The sequence below is a fragment of the Pseudomonas sp. PONIH3 genome, from assembly GCF_002934345.1.
Classification (GTDB): domain Bacteria; phylum Pseudomonadota; class Gammaproteobacteria; order Pseudomonadales; family Pseudomonadaceae; genus Aquipseudomonas; species Aquipseudomonas soli.
Genome location: NZ_CP026386.1, coordinates 5052352 through 5071733 on the forward strand (window position 1 = coordinate 5052352; position 19382 = coordinate 5071733).

15 protein-coding genes are annotated in these 19382 nt (G+C 64.7%); 3 read left to right on the forward strand and 12 right to left on the reverse strand.

Going from position 1 to position 19382, the window contains the following annotated elements; all coding sequences use genetic code 11:
* Positions 1–32: 32 nt before the first annotated feature.
* The gene (gene plsB, locus C3F42_RS23440) at positions 33–2522 is read right to left on the reverse strand and encodes a glycerol-3-phosphate 1-O-acyltransferase PlsB (protein ID WP_104444978.1); all 2490 of its coding nucleotides are present in this window, start codon (positions 2520–2522) and stop codon (positions 33–35) included.
* A 228-nt stretch (positions 2523–2750) separates the two neighbouring features.
* Here plsB and C3F42_RS23445 point away from each other — a divergent pair, with 228 nt between their 5' ends.
* Positions 2751–2960, forward strand: a complete 210-nt coding sequence (locus C3F42_RS23445) for a cold-shock protein (RefSeq protein WP_011535295.1) — start codon at positions 2751–2753, stop codon at positions 2958–2960.
* A 64-nt stretch (positions 2961–3024) separates the two neighbouring features.
* On the opposite strand, the gene C3F42_RS23450 is transcribed toward C3F42_RS23445, so the two are convergent.
* The 4 genes from C3F42_RS23450 to C3F42_RS23465 all read right to left on the reverse strand — a co-directional run bounded on the left by C3F42_RS23450 (position 3025) and on the right by C3F42_RS23465 (position 8093).
* Positions 3025–3402 carry a hypothetical protein gene (locus C3F42_RS23450; RefSeq protein WP_023631318.1) on the reverse strand — a complete coding sequence of 126 codons (378 nt, stop codon included), beginning with the start codon at positions 3400–3402 and terminating at the stop codon, positions 3025–3027.
* 17 nt (positions 3403–3419) lie between these two features.
* On the reverse strand, positions 3420–4232 hold the full coding sequence (locus C3F42_RS23455) for a putative RNA methyltransferase (protein ID WP_104444979.1): 813 nt from the start codon (positions 4230–4232) through the stop codon (positions 3420–3422).
* Entirely contained in the window at positions 4232–5383 is a 1152-nt protein-coding gene (gene dapE / locus C3F42_RS23460) for a succinyl-diaminopimelate desuccinylase (protein ID WP_023631787.1), read from the reverse strand. Before dapE ends, C3F42_RS23455 begins: the two co-directional genes overlap by 1 nt.
* Before the next feature lie 118 nt (positions 5384–5501).
* A complete protein-coding gene (locus tag C3F42_RS23465; protein WP_094011642.1) occupies positions 5502–8093 on the reverse strand; it encodes a glycosyltransferase in 2592 nt (863 codons plus the stop codon).
* Positions 8094–8381: 288 nt separating this feature from the next.
* Between C3F42_RS23465 and tcdA the strand changes: the two genes are divergently transcribed.
* The gene (tcdA, locus tag C3F42_RS23470; RefSeq protein WP_038706694.1) at positions 8382–9191 is read left to right on the forward strand and encodes a tRNA cyclic N6-threonylcarbamoyladenosine(37) synthase TcdA; all 810 of its coding nucleotides are present in this window, start codon (positions 8382–8384) and stop codon (positions 9189–9191) included.
* A 19-nt stretch (positions 9192–9210) separates the two neighbouring features.
* Here tcdA and C3F42_RS23475 read toward each other — a convergent pair whose 3' ends face one another.
* The 4 genes from C3F42_RS23475 to C3F42_RS23490 all read right to left on the reverse strand — a co-directional run bounded on the left by C3F42_RS23475 (position 9211) and on the right by C3F42_RS23490 (position 12328).
* Positions 9211–9621 (reverse strand): SufE family protein, encoded by a 411-nt coding sequence (locus C3F42_RS23475; RefSeq protein ID WP_094011641.1) that lies wholly within the window; start codon positions 9619–9621, stop codon positions 9211–9213.
* Positions 9618–10823, reverse strand: a complete 1206-nt coding sequence (locus tag C3F42_RS23480; RefSeq protein ID WP_104444980.1) for a cysteine desulfurase — start codon at positions 10821–10823, stop codon at positions 9618–9620. Before C3F42_RS23480 ends, C3F42_RS23475 begins: the two co-directional genes overlap by 4 nt.
* 80 nt (positions 10824–10903) lie before the next feature.
* Positions 10904–11938, reverse strand: a complete 1035-nt coding sequence (gene dapD, locus C3F42_RS23485) for a 2,3,4,5-tetrahydropyridine-2,6-dicarboxylate N-succinyltransferase (protein ID WP_038706693.1) — start codon at positions 11936–11938, stop codon at positions 10904–10906.
* 42 nt (positions 11939–11980) lie between these two features.
* Complete coding sequence (locus C3F42_RS23490; protein ID WP_023631566.1) at positions 11981–12328, reverse strand: ArsC family reductase; 348 nt, start codon at positions 12326–12328, stop codon at positions 11981–11983.
* Between the two features lie 283 nt (positions 12329–12611).
* On the opposite strand from C3F42_RS23490, the gene C3F42_RS23495 reads away from it, so the two are divergent.
* Complete coding sequence (locus C3F42_RS23495) at positions 12612–14258, forward strand: Na+/H+ antiporter (RefSeq protein WP_038706692.1); 1647 nt, start codon at positions 12612–12614, stop codon at positions 14256–14258.
* 189 nt (positions 14259–14447) lie between these two features.
* Here C3F42_RS23495 and dapC read toward each other — a convergent pair whose 3' ends face one another.
* Genes dapC through map form a run of 3 tightly spaced genes read right to left on the reverse strand, consistent with a single transcriptional unit; the run spans position 14448 to position 19176 of the window.
* The gene (gene dapC / locus C3F42_RS23500) at positions 14448–15644 is read right to left on the reverse strand and encodes a succinyldiaminopimelate transaminase (protein WP_104444981.1); all 1197 of its coding nucleotides are present in this window, start codon (positions 15642–15644) and stop codon (positions 14448–14450) included.
* Between the two features lie 21 nt (positions 15645–15665).
* A complete protein-coding gene (locus C3F42_RS23505) occupies positions 15666–18368 on the reverse strand; it encodes a [protein-PII] uridylyltransferase (RefSeq protein WP_094011638.1) in 2703 nt (900 codons plus the stop codon).
* A 25-nt stretch (positions 18369–18393) separates the two neighbouring features.
* Positions 18394–19176 (reverse strand): type I methionyl aminopeptidase, encoded by a 783-nt coding sequence (map, locus tag C3F42_RS23510; protein ID WP_094011637.1) that lies wholly within the window; start codon positions 19174–19176, stop codon positions 18394–18396.
* Positions 19177–19382: the final 206 nt, after the last annotated feature.

The window sequence follows — 19382 nt, forward strand, 5'->3', positions numbered from 1 at the left end:
TCAGCGTATCGTTTAGTCCGTGATCGGGCCAGTCAGGCAGTCGCCGCGGGTTCCGCTGTTTCATCGCGGTGCAAGGCCACCTGGCGGATCGACAGGCGCAGCTCGGCCGACAGCACGCGCTTGGCCACGCCTTCGGCCAGCTCGGCGAGCTTGTCGTGGTAGCCCAGCGTGCCGGCGCTGTCGGGGCGCAAGACCCCTTCACGTACCAGCGTCTGGATGAAGTGGCGGAACAAGGTCTTGTCGAAGAACTCGGGCGCATTCAAGCCATGCAGGATCGACAGGCGCTGGGCCATCATCACGCACAGCTCCTCCAGTTCTTCGGCGTTCAGCGTGTGCTGGCCGCTGTTGAGCAGCAGCGAAGTGGCCATGTAGAAGCGCTGCAGGGTCTGGGTGATGGTACGGGCCAGCAGCGTCAGCAGCACGAACTGCCGCGAGCTGGGCGCGGGGCGCATGTAGATGTCTTGTTCCTTGCGCAGCAGCCCCTGTTCGACCAGCGCCGCCAGCCACTGGTCGATCACCTCGTCCAGTTGCTCGGGCGTCCAGCGCAGGAACAGTTCGGCCTGCAGGTACGGATACAGCGCCCGCACGTACTGGCCCAGCAGTTCGCGGCTCATGCGCGAGCTGCTGAGGAAGAAGCTCGCCAGCAGCCCCGGCAGGGCGAAGATGTGCAGCACGTTGTTGCGGTAGTAAGTCATCAGTACCGCGTTGGCTTCGTCCAGGTAGAGGATGCGACCCAGCGCATCCTTCTGCTCAGCCAGCAGGTCCATGCCCAGTACGTGCTCGATAAGTGTCTTGCCGTCACCCTCGGGTAGGGTGGTGTGCGGCGAGTAGGGCACCTGGCGCAGCAGGGCCAGGTACAGGTCGAGCACGCGGGTCAGGGCGCGTTCGTCCAGGGCCAGGCGGCTGGTCGACAGCAGGGCCAGCGCCACCAGGTTGACCGGATTGATTGCCGCGGCCTCGTTGAGGTGGCGGGCAACCGTTTCGCCCAGGCGGGTGGTAGTCTCGTTGAGCCAGTCCGGGCGGAACTGCGGGGCCAGCGCCTGTTCGCGCCAGCCGGGTTGCTGCTGGTCGAGGAAGCTGTTCAGGCGGATTGGCTCGCCGAAGTTGACGTACACCTGGCCGAAGCGCTGCTTGAGCGCGCCGATAACCTTGAAGATGTCGAAGATCGATTCCTTCTTCTTGCTGGCGCCGCGCAGCTCGCCCAGGTAGGTGCGGCCTTCGAGCACCCGCTCGTAGCCGATGTACACCGGCACGAAGACGATCGGCGTGCGCGAGGAGCGCAGGAAGCTGCGCAGGGTGATCGCCAGCATGCCGGTGCGCGGTTGCAGCATGCGCCCGGTGCGCGAGCGCCCGCCTTCGACGAAGTACTCCACCGGGAAACCCTTGGTGAACAGGGTGTGCAGGTATTCGTTGAACACGGCGGTGTACAGCGGGTTGCCCTTGAACGTGCGGCGCATGAAGAACGCCCCGCCGCGGCGCAGCAGGCCGCCGATCACCGGCATGTTGAGGTTGATGCCGGCAGCGATGTGTGGCGGCGTCAGGCCGTTGCGGAACAGCAGGTAGGACAGCAGCAGGTAGTCGATATGGCTGCGGTGGCAGGGCACGTAGATCACTTCATGGCCGGGGGCGATGCCTTGCACCTGCTCGATGTGGTTGACCTTGATGCCGTCGTAGATCTTGTTCCAGAACCAGCTCAGCACCACTTCGAGGAAGCGGATCGCGGTGTAGGTGTAGTCCGAGGCGATCTCGTTGCCATAGTACAGCGCCTTGGCCTCGGCCTTGGCGTAGGGGATCTTCTCGCGGTCGGCCTCGTCGCTGATCGCCTGGCGCACCAGCGGATCGTGCACCAGCCCTTTGACCAGGTTGCGACGGTGCGAGATGTCCGGCCCGATGACCGCGGTCTTCAGGTTGCGAAAGTGCACGCGCATCATGCGTTGGGCCATGCGCACGGTGCGCTCATGGCCCTTGTTGTGCTGCACCAGCTCGCGCAGGTGGATCGGCGCGGAGAACTGCACCCGGGTCTTGCGCCCGAGGATCAGCACGCTGAGCAGGCGGCGCAGGCGGCCGGTGACCGCCCAGCTGTCGGCGAAAAGCAGCTTCCACGGGCTCGACTCGCTGGCTGGGGTTTGACCCCAGAACACGCTGACCGGGATGATCTGTGCGTCTTCCTCGGCATGCTGGCTGATTGCCGCGACCAGGCGCTCGAGGGTGGGCGGCGCGCCGCGTTTGTCTTGCCGGCCGAGCCAGTCAGGGTCGGGGGTCAGGTAGAAGAACGCCGCTGGCTCCTGCAGCGGGCCGACGGCCACCGGCAGTACCGGGCGCGGCAGCCCTGCTTTGGTGCACTCGTGGTCGACCACGGCCAGGTCGGTGAGCGACGGCGAGGAGAGGGCATAGAACACCGGTCGGCTGCGGTCAAGCTTGAGCGTCAGCGAAGACTGGTTGATGGTTTCGGAGCGCACCCACAGGTAGAGAACGCGACGCAGGGCGCCGAAGATGAGGCGGCGCAGGGGAGAACGGGTCATGGGGTGGGCCCTGGGTGGAAGTAACAGTGTTTTTTCAGCACGTTAGTCTGCCGTATCTGCGTAAGTTCAGCAAAATTCCGCCATAAATGCCCCTGTCATGAATTTTTTTTGTTCCCTGTCATATACTCGGCCTGCCGCTTGCAGGATATTCGTGCAAGCTGCGTCGGCGCGGGCGGTGAGCCCATGCCAGCAAGGCGATCTTCAAAATAAAAATCCGGAGTAGTTCAGATGTCGTCTCGTGAGACTGGGAATGTGAAGTGGTTCAACGATGCCAAGGGTTATGGCTTCATTCAGCGCGAAGGTGGTGCGGACGTGTTCGTCCACTATCGGGCTATCCGCGGTGAGGGGCATCGCACCCTGGTCGAGGGACAGCAGGTGGAGTACGCACTCGTGCAGGGCCAGAAAGGCCTGCAGGCAGAGGATGTAGTCGGGCTCTGAGCCTTCCGGCTGCACGCTCAAGCTGCAAGTTGTCCGTGGAACTTGCAGCCTGATGCGAACGGCCTCAGCTGGTACGCCAGGTGATTTCCTCTTCACCGTCGGCGCTGATGCGGATCCAGCGATCGGCATCTTCTTCCCCGTCTTCTTCCGCCCAGCTACCTGGCGCGCAACGCACTTCGACGTTCAGCGCAGCGAATGCCGCACGGGCGCAGGCGATGTCGTCGGCCCAGGGTGTCTGGTCGCTTTCCAGGTACAGGCTGTTCCATTTCCCCACAGCTTTCGGTAACCAGGTGACCGGGATGTTACCGGCCGTGCACTTGAAGGTCTGGCCTTTCTGCTTCCATTCGCTGCACGGGCCAAGGGCCTGGGTCAGCCAGTCGGCGATCTGCTTGTGATCGACCTCGGCGTCCTTGAGGTAGATCTCGATATCGGGTTGACGCATGGGAAGCTCCAGTGTGCTCAGTCTTGGCGCACGAAATAGTCATAACGCATGGAAACGGTGACCACGAAGGGTTCGGGCTGTTCGATCACTTGTGCGCGCTTCTCGGCGCTGGCCCGCCAGCCGTGCGGGGTCATCGCCAGCAGGTCGGCGCGGGCCTTGGCCTCGACCAGGCTCAGGCGGAACTCGAGGATCTCGCCGTGGGCGTGGGTCATGCCTGCCGGGACCAGGGCCAGGTGCTTGTCGTCGGCGTAGGGGCGCACTTCATCGTAGAGCACCTCGCGCAGCTCCATCAGATGGCCGCTGGTCGGGCCGACCCGCATCAGGCCGCCGCCCGGGGTGAGCAGGCGCCTGGCCTCCTGCCAGTCGAGCGGGCTGAACACGCTGGCGATGAAGCTGCAGCTGGCATCGGCCATGGGCACGCGGGCCATGCTGGCCACCATCCAGGTTACCTCGGGCGCACGGCGGCAGGCACGCTTGACCGCCTCGCGGGAGATGTCCAGGGCGTAGCCGTCGGCCGCCGGCAGCGCCTGGGCGATCTGCGCGGTGTAGTAGCCTTCGCCGCAGCCGATGTCCAGCCAGGCCTGCGGCTGGCGCTCGGCCGCCAGTTGTGCCAGGCGGCGTGCCACCGGGGCGTAATGGCCGGCGTCGAGGAAGTCGCGACGGGCTTCGACCATGGCCTGGTTGTCGCCCGGGTCGCGGCTGTTCTTGTGCTGCACCGGCAGCAGGTTGAGGTAGCCCTGGCGGGCGCGGTCGAAGCGGTGGCCGGCGGGGCAGGCCACGCCATTGTCGAGCTGCGCCAGGGTCGCCTGGCAGAGAGGGCAGGCGAGCATCAGGCGAGCAACCGGACCAGGGTCTGGTAGTAGATCTCGGTCAGCAGGTCGAGATCGCTGGCCAGGATACGCTCGTCCACCTGGTGGATGGTGGCGTTGACCGGGCCGAGCTCGACCACCTGGGTGCCCATGGTGGCGATGAAGCGGCCATCGGAGGTACCGCCACTGGTCGATGGTCGGGTCTCGCGGCCAGTAACGGCCTTGATGCTCGACGACACCGCATCGAGCAATTCACCCGGCTCGGTGAGGAACGGCAGGCCCGACAGCGCCCAATCGATGCTCCATTCCAGCTGGTGCTTGTCGAGGATCGTCGCGACGCGTTGCTGCAAGCCCTCGACCGTCGATTCGGTGGAGAAACGGAAGTTGAACAGTGCCGTCAGTTCGCCCGGGACCACGTTGGTGGCGCCAGTGCCGGAGTTGAGGTTGGAGATCTGGAAGCTGGTCGGCGGGAAGAATGCATTGCCTTCGTCCCAGTGCTCGGCGGCCAGCTCGGCCAGGGCCGGCGCGGCCAGGTGGATCGGGTTGCGCGCCAGGTGCGGGTAAGCCACATGGCCTTGCTTGCCGCGCACGGTCAGCTTGGCGCCAAGCGAGCCGCGGCGGCCGTTCTTGACCACGTCACCGAGCAGGGTGGTGCTGGACGGCTCGCCGACGATGCACCAGTCCATGCGCTCGTTGCGCGCCTTCAGGCGCTCGACCACAGCCTTGGTGCCGTGGTGGGCCGGGCCTTCCTCGTCGCTGGTGATCAGGAATGCGACCTTGCCACGGTGGTTCGGGTAGTCGTGCACGAAGCGCTCGCAGGCCACCACCATCGACGCCAGGCTGCCCTTCATGTCGGCGGCGCCGCGGCCGCAGAGCATGCCGTCGGCATCGATCAGCGCTTCGAACGGCTCGTGCTGCCACTGCTGCACCGGGCCGGTGGGGACCACATCGGTGTGGCCTGCGAAGCACAGCACCGGGCCTTCCTGGGTGCCATGGCTGGCCCAGAAGTTGTCGACGTCTTCGATGCGCATCGGCTCGAGCTGGAAGCCGACGGCGCCCAGGCGGTTCATCATCTGGGTCTGGCAGTCGGCATCGACCGGGGTGACCGACGGGCGGCGGATCAGGTCGCAGGCCAGTTGCAGGGTAGGCGAAAGCTCGGCAGGGGCCGTCATTGCAAGACTCCGGGGGCAAGGCAGGGCGGGAAACTGGGGCGTTATCTTATATCAAATGATGCCTGCGGACACGATGTGCTTCGTGGGAGCGGCGGCGCGCCGCCGCTTCCACGCTACATCAAACGACCTGTGCTTCGCTTGCCTTCTCCGCCGGCTTGGGCAATGACGACAGCAACGCCATCACCAATGCCGCCAGGTACGGCAACGACTGCACCAGCAGCATCGCCACCCAGAAGCGCATGTCCGAACTCGGCAGCCCCTGCACCAGGTAGATCCCCAGCGCCGCGCCCCACAGCATCAGCATGATGAACAGCTCTTCGCGGGCCTCGGCAATCGCCACCAGCAGACCATGGCTGTCGGCATTCTTCGGCGTGCGGAAGAACGGCATGCTGCTGGTGAAGAAACCGTACAGGACCGCCTTGGCGATGGTATGCGACAGCGCCAGCCCCGCCAGTGCGGCGGCGAAGGCATCCTTCAGGTCGACCCCCACCGCGCGGCGATAGAGGAACAGGATCTTGCCGACCTTGAAGAAGAACAGCGCCAGCGGCGGGATGGCGAACATCATCAGCGGCGGATCGACCCGATGCGGCACGATGATCATCGCCGCCGACCACAGCAGGGCGCCGACGGTGAAGAAGATGTTCATGCCATCGGCGATCCATGGCAGCCAGCCGGCCAGGAAGTGGTAGCGCTGGCCGCGGGTCAGCTCGCTGCCCTTGCCGCGCAGCAGCGCGCCGGCGTGGTGCTTGATGATCTGGATGGCGCCGTAGGCCCAGCGGAAGCGCTGCTTCTTGAAGTCGATGAAGGTGTCGGGCATCAGGCCCTTGCCGTAGCTGTTGTGGGCGTAGGCTGCCGACAGGCCTTTCTCGAACACTCGCAGGCCCAGCTCGGCGTCTTCGCAGATGCACCATTCGGCCCAGCCGAGCTCCTCGAGCACGCTGCGCCTGGTCATGGTCATGGTGCCGTGCTGGATGATCGCGTCACGGTCGTTGCGGGTGACCATGCCGATATGGAAGAAGCCCTTGTACTCGCTGTAGCACAGCTTCTTGAAGGCGCTTTCGTGCTGGTCGCGGTAGTCCTGCGGCGACTGCACCACGGCGATCTTCGGGTCGGCGAAGTGCGGCACCATGTGTTTTAACCAGTTGCGGTCGACGCAGTAGTCCGAGTCGATCACCGCGATCACCTCGGCGTCCTTGGCGGTGTGCGGAATCAGGTAGTTCAGGGCGCCGCCCTTGAAGCCGGCCAGGGGCGCGACGTGGAAGAACTTGAAGCGCTCGCCGAGCTTCTCGCAGTGGGCCTTGAGCGGTTCCCACACGGCCGGGTCCTTGGTGTTGTTGTCGATCACCAGCACTTCGTAGTCTGGGTAGTCCAGCGCGGCGAGGGCGTCGAGGGTCTGCTTGACCATCTCCGGCGGCTCGTTGTAGCACGGCACATGCACCGAGACCTTGGGTCGATAGGCGCTGTCGCCCTGCACGGGCAGGAACTCGCGTCGGCGCTTGTGGATCCACACCGCCTCGGCCAGTTCGTGGGCCTCGGTCAGCAGCACGATGAATACCCCGAGGGCGCCCAGTGCCAGCAGCACGCCCACGGTCAGGCTGAACCAGGTGCTGTACTGCTGGCTGTAGTCGTAGGCGATCCATACCAGCACCGACCCGCACAGGAAGGTGATGAAGGTGAGGAAGGTGCGCCCGCGCTGGCGCAGGGCCGAGCCGTCGATCAGTAGGATGGCCAGGGCGATCATCGCCAGCACTACCGAGGCCACGGCCAGGGCGCGCCATTGCGGGATCGCCACGATCGGGCCTTCAAAGTTGAACTTCTGTTGGCGCTCGGCGTTGTACACGCCCCAGTAGGCGCCCACCGAGCCTTCGTCGCTGGCCTTCCATGGCTGGTCGTAGGCCTCGATGACGAAGTAGTTATAGCCACGACGGTTGAGGGTGTTGACCAATGTGCGCAGGTAGATGGCCTGGTCGGCCTGGGTGGCGTCGGCGCCACCGCGCATGCGGCCATTGCTCGGCCAGCCGACCTCCGAGAGCAGCAGCGGTTTGCGCGGGAACTGCTTGCGCAGCTCGCGGGCACGGTCGAGGACGAATTGCACCGAGTCCTTCATGGGCACGAATTCCCAATAGGGCAGTATGTGCGCGGCGATCAGGTCGACGTGTTTCGCCAGCTCCGGGTGTTCCTTCCAGATGTGCCACTGCTCGCTGGTGGTCACCGGCACCTTCACTGCGGCGCGTACCCGGTCCAGGTAGCCGATCAGCTGTTCGGCGGTGACCTCCTCGCGAAACAACGCTTCGTTGCCGACCACCACCCGCACCACGCTGCGTGAGGTATTGGCCAGGCCGATGGCCTTTTCGATCTCGCGCTCGTTGCGCTCCTGGTCGTTGCTGATCCAGATGCCCAGGGTCACGCGCAGGCCGAGCTCTTCGGCCAGGCGCGGTACCTCGGCCTGGGTGCCTTCGACGGTGTAGATGCGCACGTTGTCGGTCAGTTTGTTCAGTTGCTCGAGGTCCTGGCGGATCTCGTCCTCGCTGGGGTACTGGCCTTTCTGCGGGCTCTGCCCCAGGCGGAAGGGCGAATAGGAGAAACCGGAAATCTGTTCCGGCCAGGCGGGGGCGGACACCGGGCGGTTGATCAAGGCCCAGAACCCGGTGAACAGCGCGGCAATGGCCAGGACCACTACCAGGTTGAGACCGAATTTACGTGATGACATAGGTGTTCGAGGTTCCGAAGAGGGGAGCGAGGGTCGCTGTCGCAGGCCGTGGGTCCTACAAGTGCCGGAGAAGGTAATCCGTTGGATTATCGGCAAGGAATGTAGTTCTCAGGCCGCTCACTTGTCGTCCAGATATATTTGCTTGATAGGACATTAAAGCAGGGTCGGTAGGTTTTGTTCCAACCCCGGCCCGCTCTGCCACGCCCTTGCGGCGTGTTCACGCGCTGTGCTCCCCCCGCAGCGCATGCCTTGGCATATAATGCGCGCCGGTTTTTTCGAGGTACCCACATGAGCACAGAAGATCCACGCTTCGCCGGCGTTGCCCGGCTCTACGGCGACGACGGCTTGCAGCGCCTGCGTCAGGCCCATGTGGCCATCGTCGGCATCGGCGGGGTCGGCTCGTGGGCGGCCGAGGCCCTGGCGCGCAGCGGCGTGGGCGAGATCAGCCTGTTCGATCTAGACGACGTCTGCGTGAGCAACACCAACCGTCAGGCCCACGCCCTCGAAGGGCAGGTGGGCCGCCTCAAGGTGGAGGTGATGGCCGAGCGTCTGCGGGCGATCAACCCGGCCTGCACGGTGCACGCGGTGGCCGACTTCGTCACCCGCGAGACCATGGCCGAGTACATCACCGAACAGATGGACTGCGTGATTGACTGCATCGACAGCGTGATGGCCAAGGCCGCGCTGATCGCCTGGTGTCGCCGACGCAAGATCGCCATCGTCACCACTGGTGGCGCCGGCGGGCAGATCGACCCGACCCAGATCCAGGTCGGCGACCTCAACAAGACCTTCAACGACCCGCTGGCTTCACGGGTGCGCTCGACCTTGCGCCGCGACTACAACTTCTCGCGCAACACCAGCCGCAACTATGGCGTGCCGTGCGTGTTCTCCAGCGAACAGCTGCGCTACCCCAAGGGCGACGGCAGTGTGTGCCTGCAGAAGAGCTTTGTCGGTGAAGGCGTGCGCCTGGACTGCGCAGGTGGTTTCGGCGCGGTGATGATGGTGACCGCGACCTTCGGCATGGTGGCGGCGAGCAAGGCCGTTGAAAAGCTTGTAGCCGGGGCGCGGCGCCCTTCGGAGCGGGTCAAGGCTGATTAGGCTATCGCGGGGCAGTGGTTCAGCCCTGGGTAGCGAGTTCGGCCATCCTCAGTAGCACCGCATGCAGCCCATTGCTGCGCGACGGTGACAACTGCCGCTCCAGCCCCAGTTGGGTAAACCAGGCGCTCAGGTCGAGCGCTGCCAACTGATCGCTGGCCAAGCCTTGCACTCGCACAAGAAGAAGTGCCAGCAATCCCCGCAGCATCCGCGCATCGCTGCCTGCCTTGAACCGCCACTGGCCGTCATCCTGCACCGCCACCAGCCAAACCAGGCTCTCGCAGCCATGCACCCGGTTGGTCTCGGTCTTGTCGCTGTCGCCCAGTGGCTCCAGGCGGTCACCCCACTGCATCAGCAACCGCGCCCGCTGCTCCCAGCCACGCGCCTGTTCGAACGCTTCCAGCGCTTGGCTGGCCTCTGGCGAAAGGTTCATCGCAACAGCTCCAGGCCTTTGTCGAGCGCTTCGAAGAAACGCTGCAGGTCGTCGCTGTCGGAGTACAGCCCCAGCGATACGCGGATCGCGCCATCGAGCCCCAGGTGCCTGAGCAGTGGCATGGCGCAATGGTGCCCGGCGCGCACGGCGATACCCTGTTCTGTCAGCAGGTGGGCGATATCGGCGTTGTGCACGCCATCGATGACGAAACTGGCCAGTGCCACCTCGGGCGAGCCGAGCAGGCGAACTCCCTCGCGATCGGCCAGGCCACGTACCAGGCACTGGTGCAAGCTGGCTTCATGGGCGGCCACGGCATGTACGTCGAGGCTGGCCAGGTAGTCCAGGGTGGCGCCCAGGCCGATCACCCCGGCAATCGGCGGGGTGCCGGCTTCGAAACCCAGTGGCGCGGGGCGGAAGCTGGCGCTCTGGTAGTCCGCCATCTGCACCATTTCTCCGCCGTATTGCCAGTGACGCAGCAACGCCAGCGCATCCTGGCGGCCGTAAAGTACGCCCACTCCGTCCGGACCATAGAGTTTGTGGCTGGAGAACACATAGAAATCGCAGGCCAGTTGCTGCACGTCATGTCGGCCATGAACCACGCCCTGGGCGCCATCGACAACGCTCAGCGCGCCTTGGGCGCGGGCATGCGCCAGCAAAGGCGTCAGCGGTTGCCAGGTACCCAGCACGTTGGACAGTTGGCTGATCGCCAGCAGGCGAGTGCGCGGGCCTATCAGTTGCAGGGCCTGCTCCAGGTCGACATGCCCCTGGTCAGTAACCGGCAGGACCACCAGGCGCAGGTTGCGGCGATGCGCCAGTTGTTGCCAGGGCAGCAGGTTGGCGTGGTGCTCCAGGCCGCTGACGGCGATTTCGTCGCCTGCCTCGAAGCGATGTTCCAGACCATAGGCCAGCAGGTTCAAGGCCGAGGTAGCACCGTGGGTGAATACGATCTGGCGGGCATCGGCTGCATTGAGCCAGGCGGCGACCTTGTCCCGTGTGCCCTCGAAAGCCTGTGTCGCCAAGGCGCCGGGCAGGTGCTGGGCGCGGTGTACATTGGCTGCGCCATGGCCGTAGTAATGGCTCAGGGCATCGAGCAGGGCCTGGGGTTTCTGCGTGGTGGCGGCGCTATCCAGGTAGGTCTGGTGCTGCCGTTGCAGGGCGGCGATGGCCGGGAAATCGGTACGCCAGGGGGAGGGCTGGAACATGTTCGCGGGGCCTGGAATGAAAAATCGGGTCTGCCCGTAGGAGCAGACCCGATCTTATCACCTCAAACCCAGGCAGAGCCTCAGTTGTGAGCGTGCAGTGCCTCGTTCAGCTCGATGGCCGACTTGTGGGTCTTGCACTCCACGGCGCCATTGAGCGAGTTGCGGCGGAACAGCAAGTCGGTCTGGCCGGCCAGATCGCGCGCCTTGACCACCTTGACCAGCTGGTTGTTCTCATCCAGCAGGTTCACCTTGGTGCCGGCGGTGATGTACAGGCCGGCTTCGACGGTGTTGCGGTCGCCCAGCGGGATGCCGATACCGGCGTTGGCGCCGATCAGGCAACCTTCGCCGACCTTGATGACGATGTTGCCACCACCGGACAGGGTGCCCATGGTCGAGCAACCGCCGCCCAGGTCGGAGCCCTTGCCGACGAACACGCCAGCGGAGACGCGGCCTTCGATCATGCCCGGGCCTTCGGTACCGGCGTTAAAGTTGACGAAGCCTTCGTGCATGATGGTGGTGCCTTCGCCAATATAGGCGCCCAGGCGCACACGAGCAGTGTCGGCGATGCGCACGCCGGCTGGCACCACGTAGTCGGTCATCTTCGGGAACTTGTCCACCGAGAACACTTCCAGCAGTTCGCCTTTCAGGCGCGCTTCCAGTTGCCGCTCGGCAAGCTCGGCCAGGTCGACCGCGCCCTGGTTGGTCCAGGCGACGTTGGGCAGCAGCGGGAAGATGCCGGCCAGCGATACACCGTGCGGCTTGACCAGGCGGTGCGACAGCAGGTGCAGCTTGAGGTAGGCCTCGGGGGTGGAGGCCAAGGCGCCGTCTTCGGCCAGCAGGGTGGCGACCAGCGGCTTGTGGCTCTCGGCCAGGCGGGTCAGCAGGGCTGCTTGCGCTGCATCAACGCCCTTGAGCGCGTCGGCCAGTTGGGCGGCCTGGGCGGTGCTGAAGGCGATGGCCTGGTTGCCACCTTCATAACCGAGAACCGGCGCGATGGCCGCGACCAGTTCGGCGGACGGCTTGAGCACAGGCTGTGCGTAGAAGACTTCCAGCCAGGTGCCCTGGCGGTTCTGGGTGCCGACACCGAAGGCCAGGCTGAACAGCGATTGAGACATGCGATTACCTCATGCGAAATGGGGATGGAGCGTAATGCGTGATCAGGCCAGCGCCGCCGCGTAGAGATCGGGCTTGAAGCCGACCAGCGTGCGCTCGCCGAGGTCGAGCACCGGGCGCTTGATCATCGAAGGTTGGGCGACCATCAGTTCGACGGCCTTGGCCTGGTCGAGGTTGGCCTTGCTGGCGTCGTCGAGCTTGCGGAAGGTGGTCCCGGCGCGGTTCAGCACGACTTCCCAGCCATGCTCGTCGCACCAGCGGTTCAGGCTGTCGCGGTCGATGCCCTGGGTCTTGTAGTCGTGGAAGTCGTAGCCAATGGCCTTTTCTTCAAGCCAGGTACGGGCCTTTTTCATGGTGTCGCAGGCTTTGATGCCGTAGAGAGTGTAAGCCATTGAAATGCCTGGGGCTGCCGGCGGTGGCCTGGCGTCCCCGATACTCCTTGAAGATTGGGTGGCAGCGATTATGCGGTATCGATGGGGTTGGCGCCACGGCTGCGGGCCCGAAGGTATGGGGGGATGTATGTCACATCGTCTCAAGTAGCATTGTGTTACATATTCGCTGGTGGGTTGCGACTAACGTGCAGCGGTCCACAATAGAAGGTCCTCGCTAACATATTGTTTCAATGGCGATGTTTCGCCTTGCTGTCGTTTCTCCGATCACACAGGAAGCTTGCTGATGCAGTCAGCCTATACCGTTCTTATCCTGCTGATGCTGGTGAGCGTGTCGAAACTGGTGGGGCGCGTGTTGCCACTGCCGCTGCCGCTGGTACAGATTGGCGCGGGTGCCTTGCTGGCCTGGCCAACCCTGGGATTGCATGTGGCGCTGGACCCGGAGCTGTTCCTGTTCCTGTTTTTACCGCCGTTGCTGTTCGCCGATGGCTGGCGCATGCCCAAGCGCGAGCTGTGGCGCATACGCGGGCCGGTGGTGGCCCTGGCGGTGGGGCTGGTGCTGTTCACCGTGGTCGGCGCCGGGTATTTCATCCACTGGCTGCTGCCGAGCATTCCCCTGCCGGTGGCCTTTGCCCTGGCGGCGGTGCTGTCGCCCACCGATGCCGTGGCGGTCTCGGCCATCACCCAGGACCGCCTGCCCACGCCCCTGATGCACATGCTCCAAGGCGAGGCGTTGATGAACGACGCCTCGGGCCTGGTGACCTTCAAGTTCGCCCTGGCCGCCGCCATCACCGGCGTATTCTCGCTGACCGAGGCCAGCCTGACCTTCGTGCTCGTCGCCCTTGGTGGCCTGGCGGTGGGCGTGGCGCTGAGCTGGCTGGTGGGGCGCCTGCGCATGTGGATGATCACCCGCGGCTGGGACGATCCGGCCACCCACGTGGTGTTCATGCTGCTGCTGCCGTTCGCCGCCTACGTGCTGGCCGAGCGCCTGGGCGTGTCGGGCATCCTCTCGGCGGTGGCCGCGGGCATGATGCAGAGCTGGCTCGACCTGTTGCCGCGCCAGACCAGCACCCGCCTGCTCAATCGCAGTGTCTGGTCGTTGCTGGAGTTCGCCTTCAACGGCCTGATCTTCCTGCTGCTGGGCCTGCAGTTGCCGGACATCATCAAGGCGGTGGTCACCGACGAGGCAACTGTCTGGCCGACCCTGGTCTGGCGCTGTCTGGACGTGGTGGCGATCTTCGCCGCGCTGGTGCTGCTGCGCTTTGTCTGGGTGCAGAGCATCTGGCGGGCTATCGGCGTGGTACGGCGCTGGCGCGGCAAGCCGACGCTGGTACTGATGCCGACCGCCCGCTCCTGCTGGCTGCTGACCTTCGGTGGCGTGCGCGGGGCGGTGACCCTGGCGGGCGTGATGTCGGTGCCGCTGCTGATGGGAGCGGGCAAAGCCTTCCCAGAGCGCGACCTGCTGATCTTCATCGCCGCCGGTGTGATCCTGCTGTCGCTGGTCAGCGCGGTGATTGCCCTACCTATTTTGCTGCGTGGCGTTACCAAGAGTCCCGATGAGCGCTTGCACCAGGAGGTGCAGGAGGCCTGGCGGCGCACGGCCGAAGCGGCTATTCATGCCCTGGAAGCCGAAGAGGTGATCGATGCCAATGCGCCCCAGGACGCCGCCCAGGCCACCCTGGCCACTGAGCTGAAAGCGCGGTTGATGGCCGAATACCGGGATGAGCTGGACAGCTATAACGACACCGCAGAAGCCCGGGCGCTGGCAGAGCAGATGGATCTGCTGGAGCGTCGCCTGCGCCTGCGGGCATTACGTGCTCAGCGCCTGGAACTGTACGAGCTGCACCGCCAGCATCAGGTGGGTGATGAGGTGGTGCGACAGGTGCTGGGGGAACTGGACATGAGTGAGGCGAACCTGGGGCAGGTTCGCTAGGCTCTGTACGAAAAGCCTTGATACTTGTTCATGCTGCGTTGAAAACAGCCTCGGAATGCTCATGTACTCCAGTACAGTCGGGCGCGACCCCGGCCGTTCCTCGGCTGTTTTCGCCTTGCCTGACCTGCGTCTCAAGACTTTTCGTACAGAGCCTAGTGAAGCAGGGGGCGCAGGGCGCCCCCATGCAACTCAACGGTTGTGCAGGAAGTCCCGAATTCTCTCGGCGGCCTCGATGCACTCGGCCAGCGGCGCGACCAGCGCCATGCGCACGCGCCCGGCGCCCGGGTTGACCCCGTCCACCTCACGGGACAGGTACGAGCCCGGTACCACCGTGACATGCTCGGCCTCGAACAGGTCGCGGGTAAAATCGGCATCGCTGCCCGCCACCTTGGCCCACAGGTAGAAGCTGCCATCCGGGCGCTGCACATCCATTACCGGCTGCAGGATGCCGAGCACGGCGTCGTATTTGGCGCGGTACTGGTCGCGGTTCTCGCGCACGTGGGCCTCATCCTGCCAGGCGGCAATGCTGGCGAGCTGGGTTTGCACCGGCATGGCGCATCCGTGATAGGTGCGATACAGCAGGAACGGCTTGATGATCTCGGCGTCCCCGGCCACGAAGCCCGAGCGCAGGCCTGGCAGGTTGGAGCGCTTGGACAGGCTGTGGAACACCACGCAGCGCTTGAAGTCACTACGGCCAAGCGCTGCGCATGCACTCAGCAGGCCCGGTGGCGGTGCGTCCTCGTCGAAGTACAGTTCGCTGTAGCACTCGTCGGCGGCGATCACGAAGTCGTGTTTGTCGGCAAGGGCGATCAGTTTTTTCAGGGTGTCCATCGGCACCAGGGCACCCGTGGGATTGCCTGGGGAGCACAGGAACAGGATCTGGCAGCGCTCCCAGGTCTCGGCCGGCACGGCATCGAAGTCGGGGTTGAAGCCGTTGCTTTCCAGGCATGGCAGGTAGTGCGGGGTGGCGCCGGCCAGCAGGGCCGCGCCTTCGTAGATCTGGTAGAACGGGTTGGGGCTGACCACCAGCCCGTCGTCTTCGCGGTTGACCACGGCCTGGGTGAAGGCGAACAGCGCTTCGCGGGTGCCATTGACCGGCAGGATATGACGCTCGGCGTCCAACCAGCCCGCCGGCACGCCGAAGCGCGTCTGGCACCACTGAGCAATTGCCTGGCGCAAGGCCGGCAGGCCGAGGGTGCTGGGGTAGACCGCCAGCTTGTCGAGGTTGTCGGCCATGGCCTTGGCGACGAACGCCGGCGATTCATGCTTCGGCTCACCGATCGACAAGGCGATGGCACGCTTGTCGGCTGCCGGTTTCACGGTGCCCAGCAGGGCGCGCAGTTTCTCGAATGGGTAGGGCTGGAGCTGGGTCAGGGCGTGGTTCATCGGCGCAAGGTCTCGTTAGCGTCAAAAGGTCATGCGGGTAGGGCTGGCGTCGCTGGCCTGACCGGCCTGCAACTGCTGGACGATGGCTTCCTGCAGGCGGCTGCATAGCTGCGGGTCGGACAGCGGCTGGTTATCGGCGTCGGTGATGAAGAACACGTCTTCCACGCGCTCGCCGAGGGTGGCGATCTTGGCGTTCTGCAGCGAGATGTCGAACTCGAGGAAGATCCGCCCGATCCTGGCCAGCAGGCCGGGGCGATCGGGCGCAGTGATCTCGAGGATGGTCACCGGGCGCTGGGCATCGTTGAGGATGGTCACCTGCGGCGGGAAGTCGAAGTGCTTGAGCTGGCGTGGCACCCGGCGCTGGATGATCGCCGGGTAGTCCTCGGGGTTGCGCAAAGCGCTGGTCAGGCCGTCACGGATCTGGCTGACCCGCTTGGGATTGTCGCCGATCGAGCCGCCGTCGTTGTCGAGCACGATATAGGTGTCGAGGGTGAACTGGCTGCTCGAGGTGATGATCCGGGCATCATGAATGTTCAGGTTAAGCTGGGCCATGGCGGCCACGGTCACGGCGAAGAAGTCGTGCTGGTCGGGGGCGTAGATGAAGATCTGCGTGCCGCCCTCGAACTCGCGCTGCGTGGTTTCCTTGATCAGCACCAGCGGGCCGCCATCGGCCGGTTGCTGGAGGATCGCATCGCTGTGCCAGGCCACATCCGCGGCAGTGTGCTTGAGGAAGTAGTCGTCGCCCAGCTGCGACCAAAGCTGCTCGACATCGTCCGGGTCTGTGCCTTCGCGTATCAGGATATCCAGTGCCGCGCTCTGGGTCTGGCGGATCTGCTCTTCGCGGTCCAGTGGGTTTTCCAGGCCGCGGCGCAGGGCGCGCTTGGTCTCCGTATAGAGCTGGCGCAGCAGGCTCGCCCGCCAGGAGTTCCACAGGCTGGGGTTGGTGGCGTTGATATCGGCCACGGTCAGCACGTAGAGGTAGTCCAGCCGCGTCTCGTCACCGACATGCAGGGCGAAATCGTTGATCACCTGCGGGTCGGAGAGGTCCTTGCGCTGGGCGGTGGTGGACATCACAAGGTGGTTCAGCACCAGCCAGGCGATCAGGCGGCTGTCCCAGGCGGGCAGTTGGTGCCGTTCGCAGAACTGCTGCGCATCCACCGCGCCCAGTTCGGAGTGATCGCCCTGGCGACCTTTGCCGATGTCGTGGTACAGGCCGGCCAGGTAGATCAGCTCGGGCTTTGGCAGGCGGCCCATGAGCTTGCTGGCCAGCGGGAATTTCTCCGAGACCGGCGTGTATTGCAGTTTGCGCAGATGCTTGATCAGGTTGAGGGTGTGGGCATCGACCGTGTAGATGTGGAACAGGTCGTGCTGCATCTGCCCGACGATCAGGCCGAACTCCGGCAGGTAGCGGCCAAGGATGCCGTAGCGATTCATCCGCCGCAGATTGCGGTGGATGCCTATCTCGCACTTGAACAGCTCGATGAACAGGCTCGTGTTGCGGATATCGTGGCGGAACTTGTCGTCGATCAGGTGGCGATGTTCGCGCAGCAGGCGCACGGTGTCGGCACGCACGCCCTTGATTTCGGGATGCTGGGCCATCAGTACGAAGATTTCCAGCATGGCGAACGGGGTGCGCCTGAAAACGTTCGGGTTGACCGCTTCTATATAGCCATCGTGCAGACGGAACCGGGCGTTGACGGGCTGCGTGGCGCCGCTGTCGTCGTCGGCCAGGATCACCTCCTCGAAATGCTGGATGATCAGGTCGCACAGCTGGCTGATGCTCATCACCACCCGGTAATACTGCTGCATGAACTGTTCGATGGCGCGTTTGGGGTTCTCGTCGGTGTAGCCCAGCAGCGTGGCGATGCTGCGCTGGTGGTCGAACAGCAGGCGGTCTTCGGCGCGCCCGGCGAGCATGTGCAGGGCGTAGCGCACACGCCAGAGGAAGGCCTGGGACGAGGCCAGTAGCTCGTTTTCGCTCTCCAGCAGGAAGTCCTCGCCCGCCAGCGCGTGCAGGTTCAGCGTGCCGTACTGGCGCCTGGCTACCCAGAGCACGGTCTGGATGTCGCGCAGGCCGCCCGGGCCGCCCTTGACGTTGGGCTCGAGGTTGTACTCGGTGTCGTTGTACTTGTGATGGCGGGCCTTGAGTTCGGCACGTTTGGCCAGGAAGAACTCTTTGCTGGGCCACATGTGCGCGGTGCTGGTCGCGTCGAGCATGCGCTGGCGCAGGGCCTCGGGGCCGGCGATGGTGCGGCTTTCCATCAGGTTGGTGATGACCGTGAGGTCGGCCCGGGCCTGCTCGGCGCACTCGTCGACGGTGCGCACGCTCTGACCGACCTCCAGGCCGATGTCCCAGAGCAGGGTGAGGAAGCGCTCGATGGCATCGCGGTACTGCTCGTGTTCGGCGGCGTCGAGCAGGATCAGCAGGTCGATGTCCGAATACGGATGCAGCTCGCCGCGGCCGTAGCCGCCCACCGCCACCAGGGCGATGCCGCCTGGCGCGCCCCAGCTGAACTGGTGCCAGGCCTGTTGCAGGATGTTGTCGACGAACCAGGCGCGGTCCTCGATCAGCCGGCGGATCTCGCGGCCTTCGCGAAAACGCTTGTCGAGCACCTCGCCGGCCATGCGTATGGCCTTCTTGAAAGCGGCGATGGGGCTTGCCTTGAGGGCCAGTTCCGCCTGGAACTGGCCACGGTCGAACAGCTCGGGATCCACCTGGGGCATCGAGTCGCGTTCCTGTCGTTCAGTATCAGGCCGAGGTGCGCGGGATGGTGTCGTCCTTGCGCAGGGTGAAGATCTCGTAGCCGGTGGCGGTCACCACCAGGGTGTGTTCCCACTGGGCCGAGAGTTTGCGGTCCTTGGTGATGGCGGTCCAGCCGTCGCCCAGTACCTTGGTGTCGGCCTTGCCCTGGTTGATCATCGGCTCGATGGTGAAGGTCATGCCTTCCTTGAGCTCCATGCCGGTACCGGCACGGCCGTAGTGGACGATCTGCGGTTCTTCGTGGAACACCTTGCCGATGCCGTGGCCGCAGAACTCGCGGACCACCGAGAAACCATTCTTCTCGGCGTGCTTCTGGATCACCTCGCCGATGTCGCCCAGGCGGCAGCCGGGCTTGACCAGTTCGATGGCCTTGTACAGGCACTCCTGGGTGACCTTGGACAGGCGCTCGGCCCACGGCGCGACGGTGCCGACATGGAACATGCGGCTGGTGTCGCCGTGGTAGCCGTCCTTGATCACGGTCACGTCGATGTTGATGGTGTCGCCATCCTTGAGTGCCTTGTCATTGGGGATGCCATGGCAGACCACGTGGTTGATCGAGGTGCAGATCGACTTGGGGAAGCCCTTGTAGTTCAGCGGCGCCGGGATGGCCTTCTGCTCGTTGACGATGTAGTCGTGGCAGAGGCGGTCGAGCTCCTCGGTGGTGATACCGGGCTTGACGTGTGGCTCGATCATTTCCAGCACTTCAGCGGCCAGGCGGCCGGCGATGCGCATCTTCTCGATGTCTTCTGCGGTCTTGATGGTGACAGTCATTACAGGCTCTCTACGGCGCCGCGCGCGGCGCGAACAAACGGGAAAGGCCGGATTCTACCAGAGCGCGGCGGCGATCTGTCGGGATAGTCCAGCAGATCCGGTGGTCTATTGAGGGCATTCTGGCCCCAAAAGGCGGGGGCTGCAAAAGCCGCTGACGGACGAAGCATCATCCGGGTTCCGTTCGCTCGCCGGCTGTGGTATAAAAT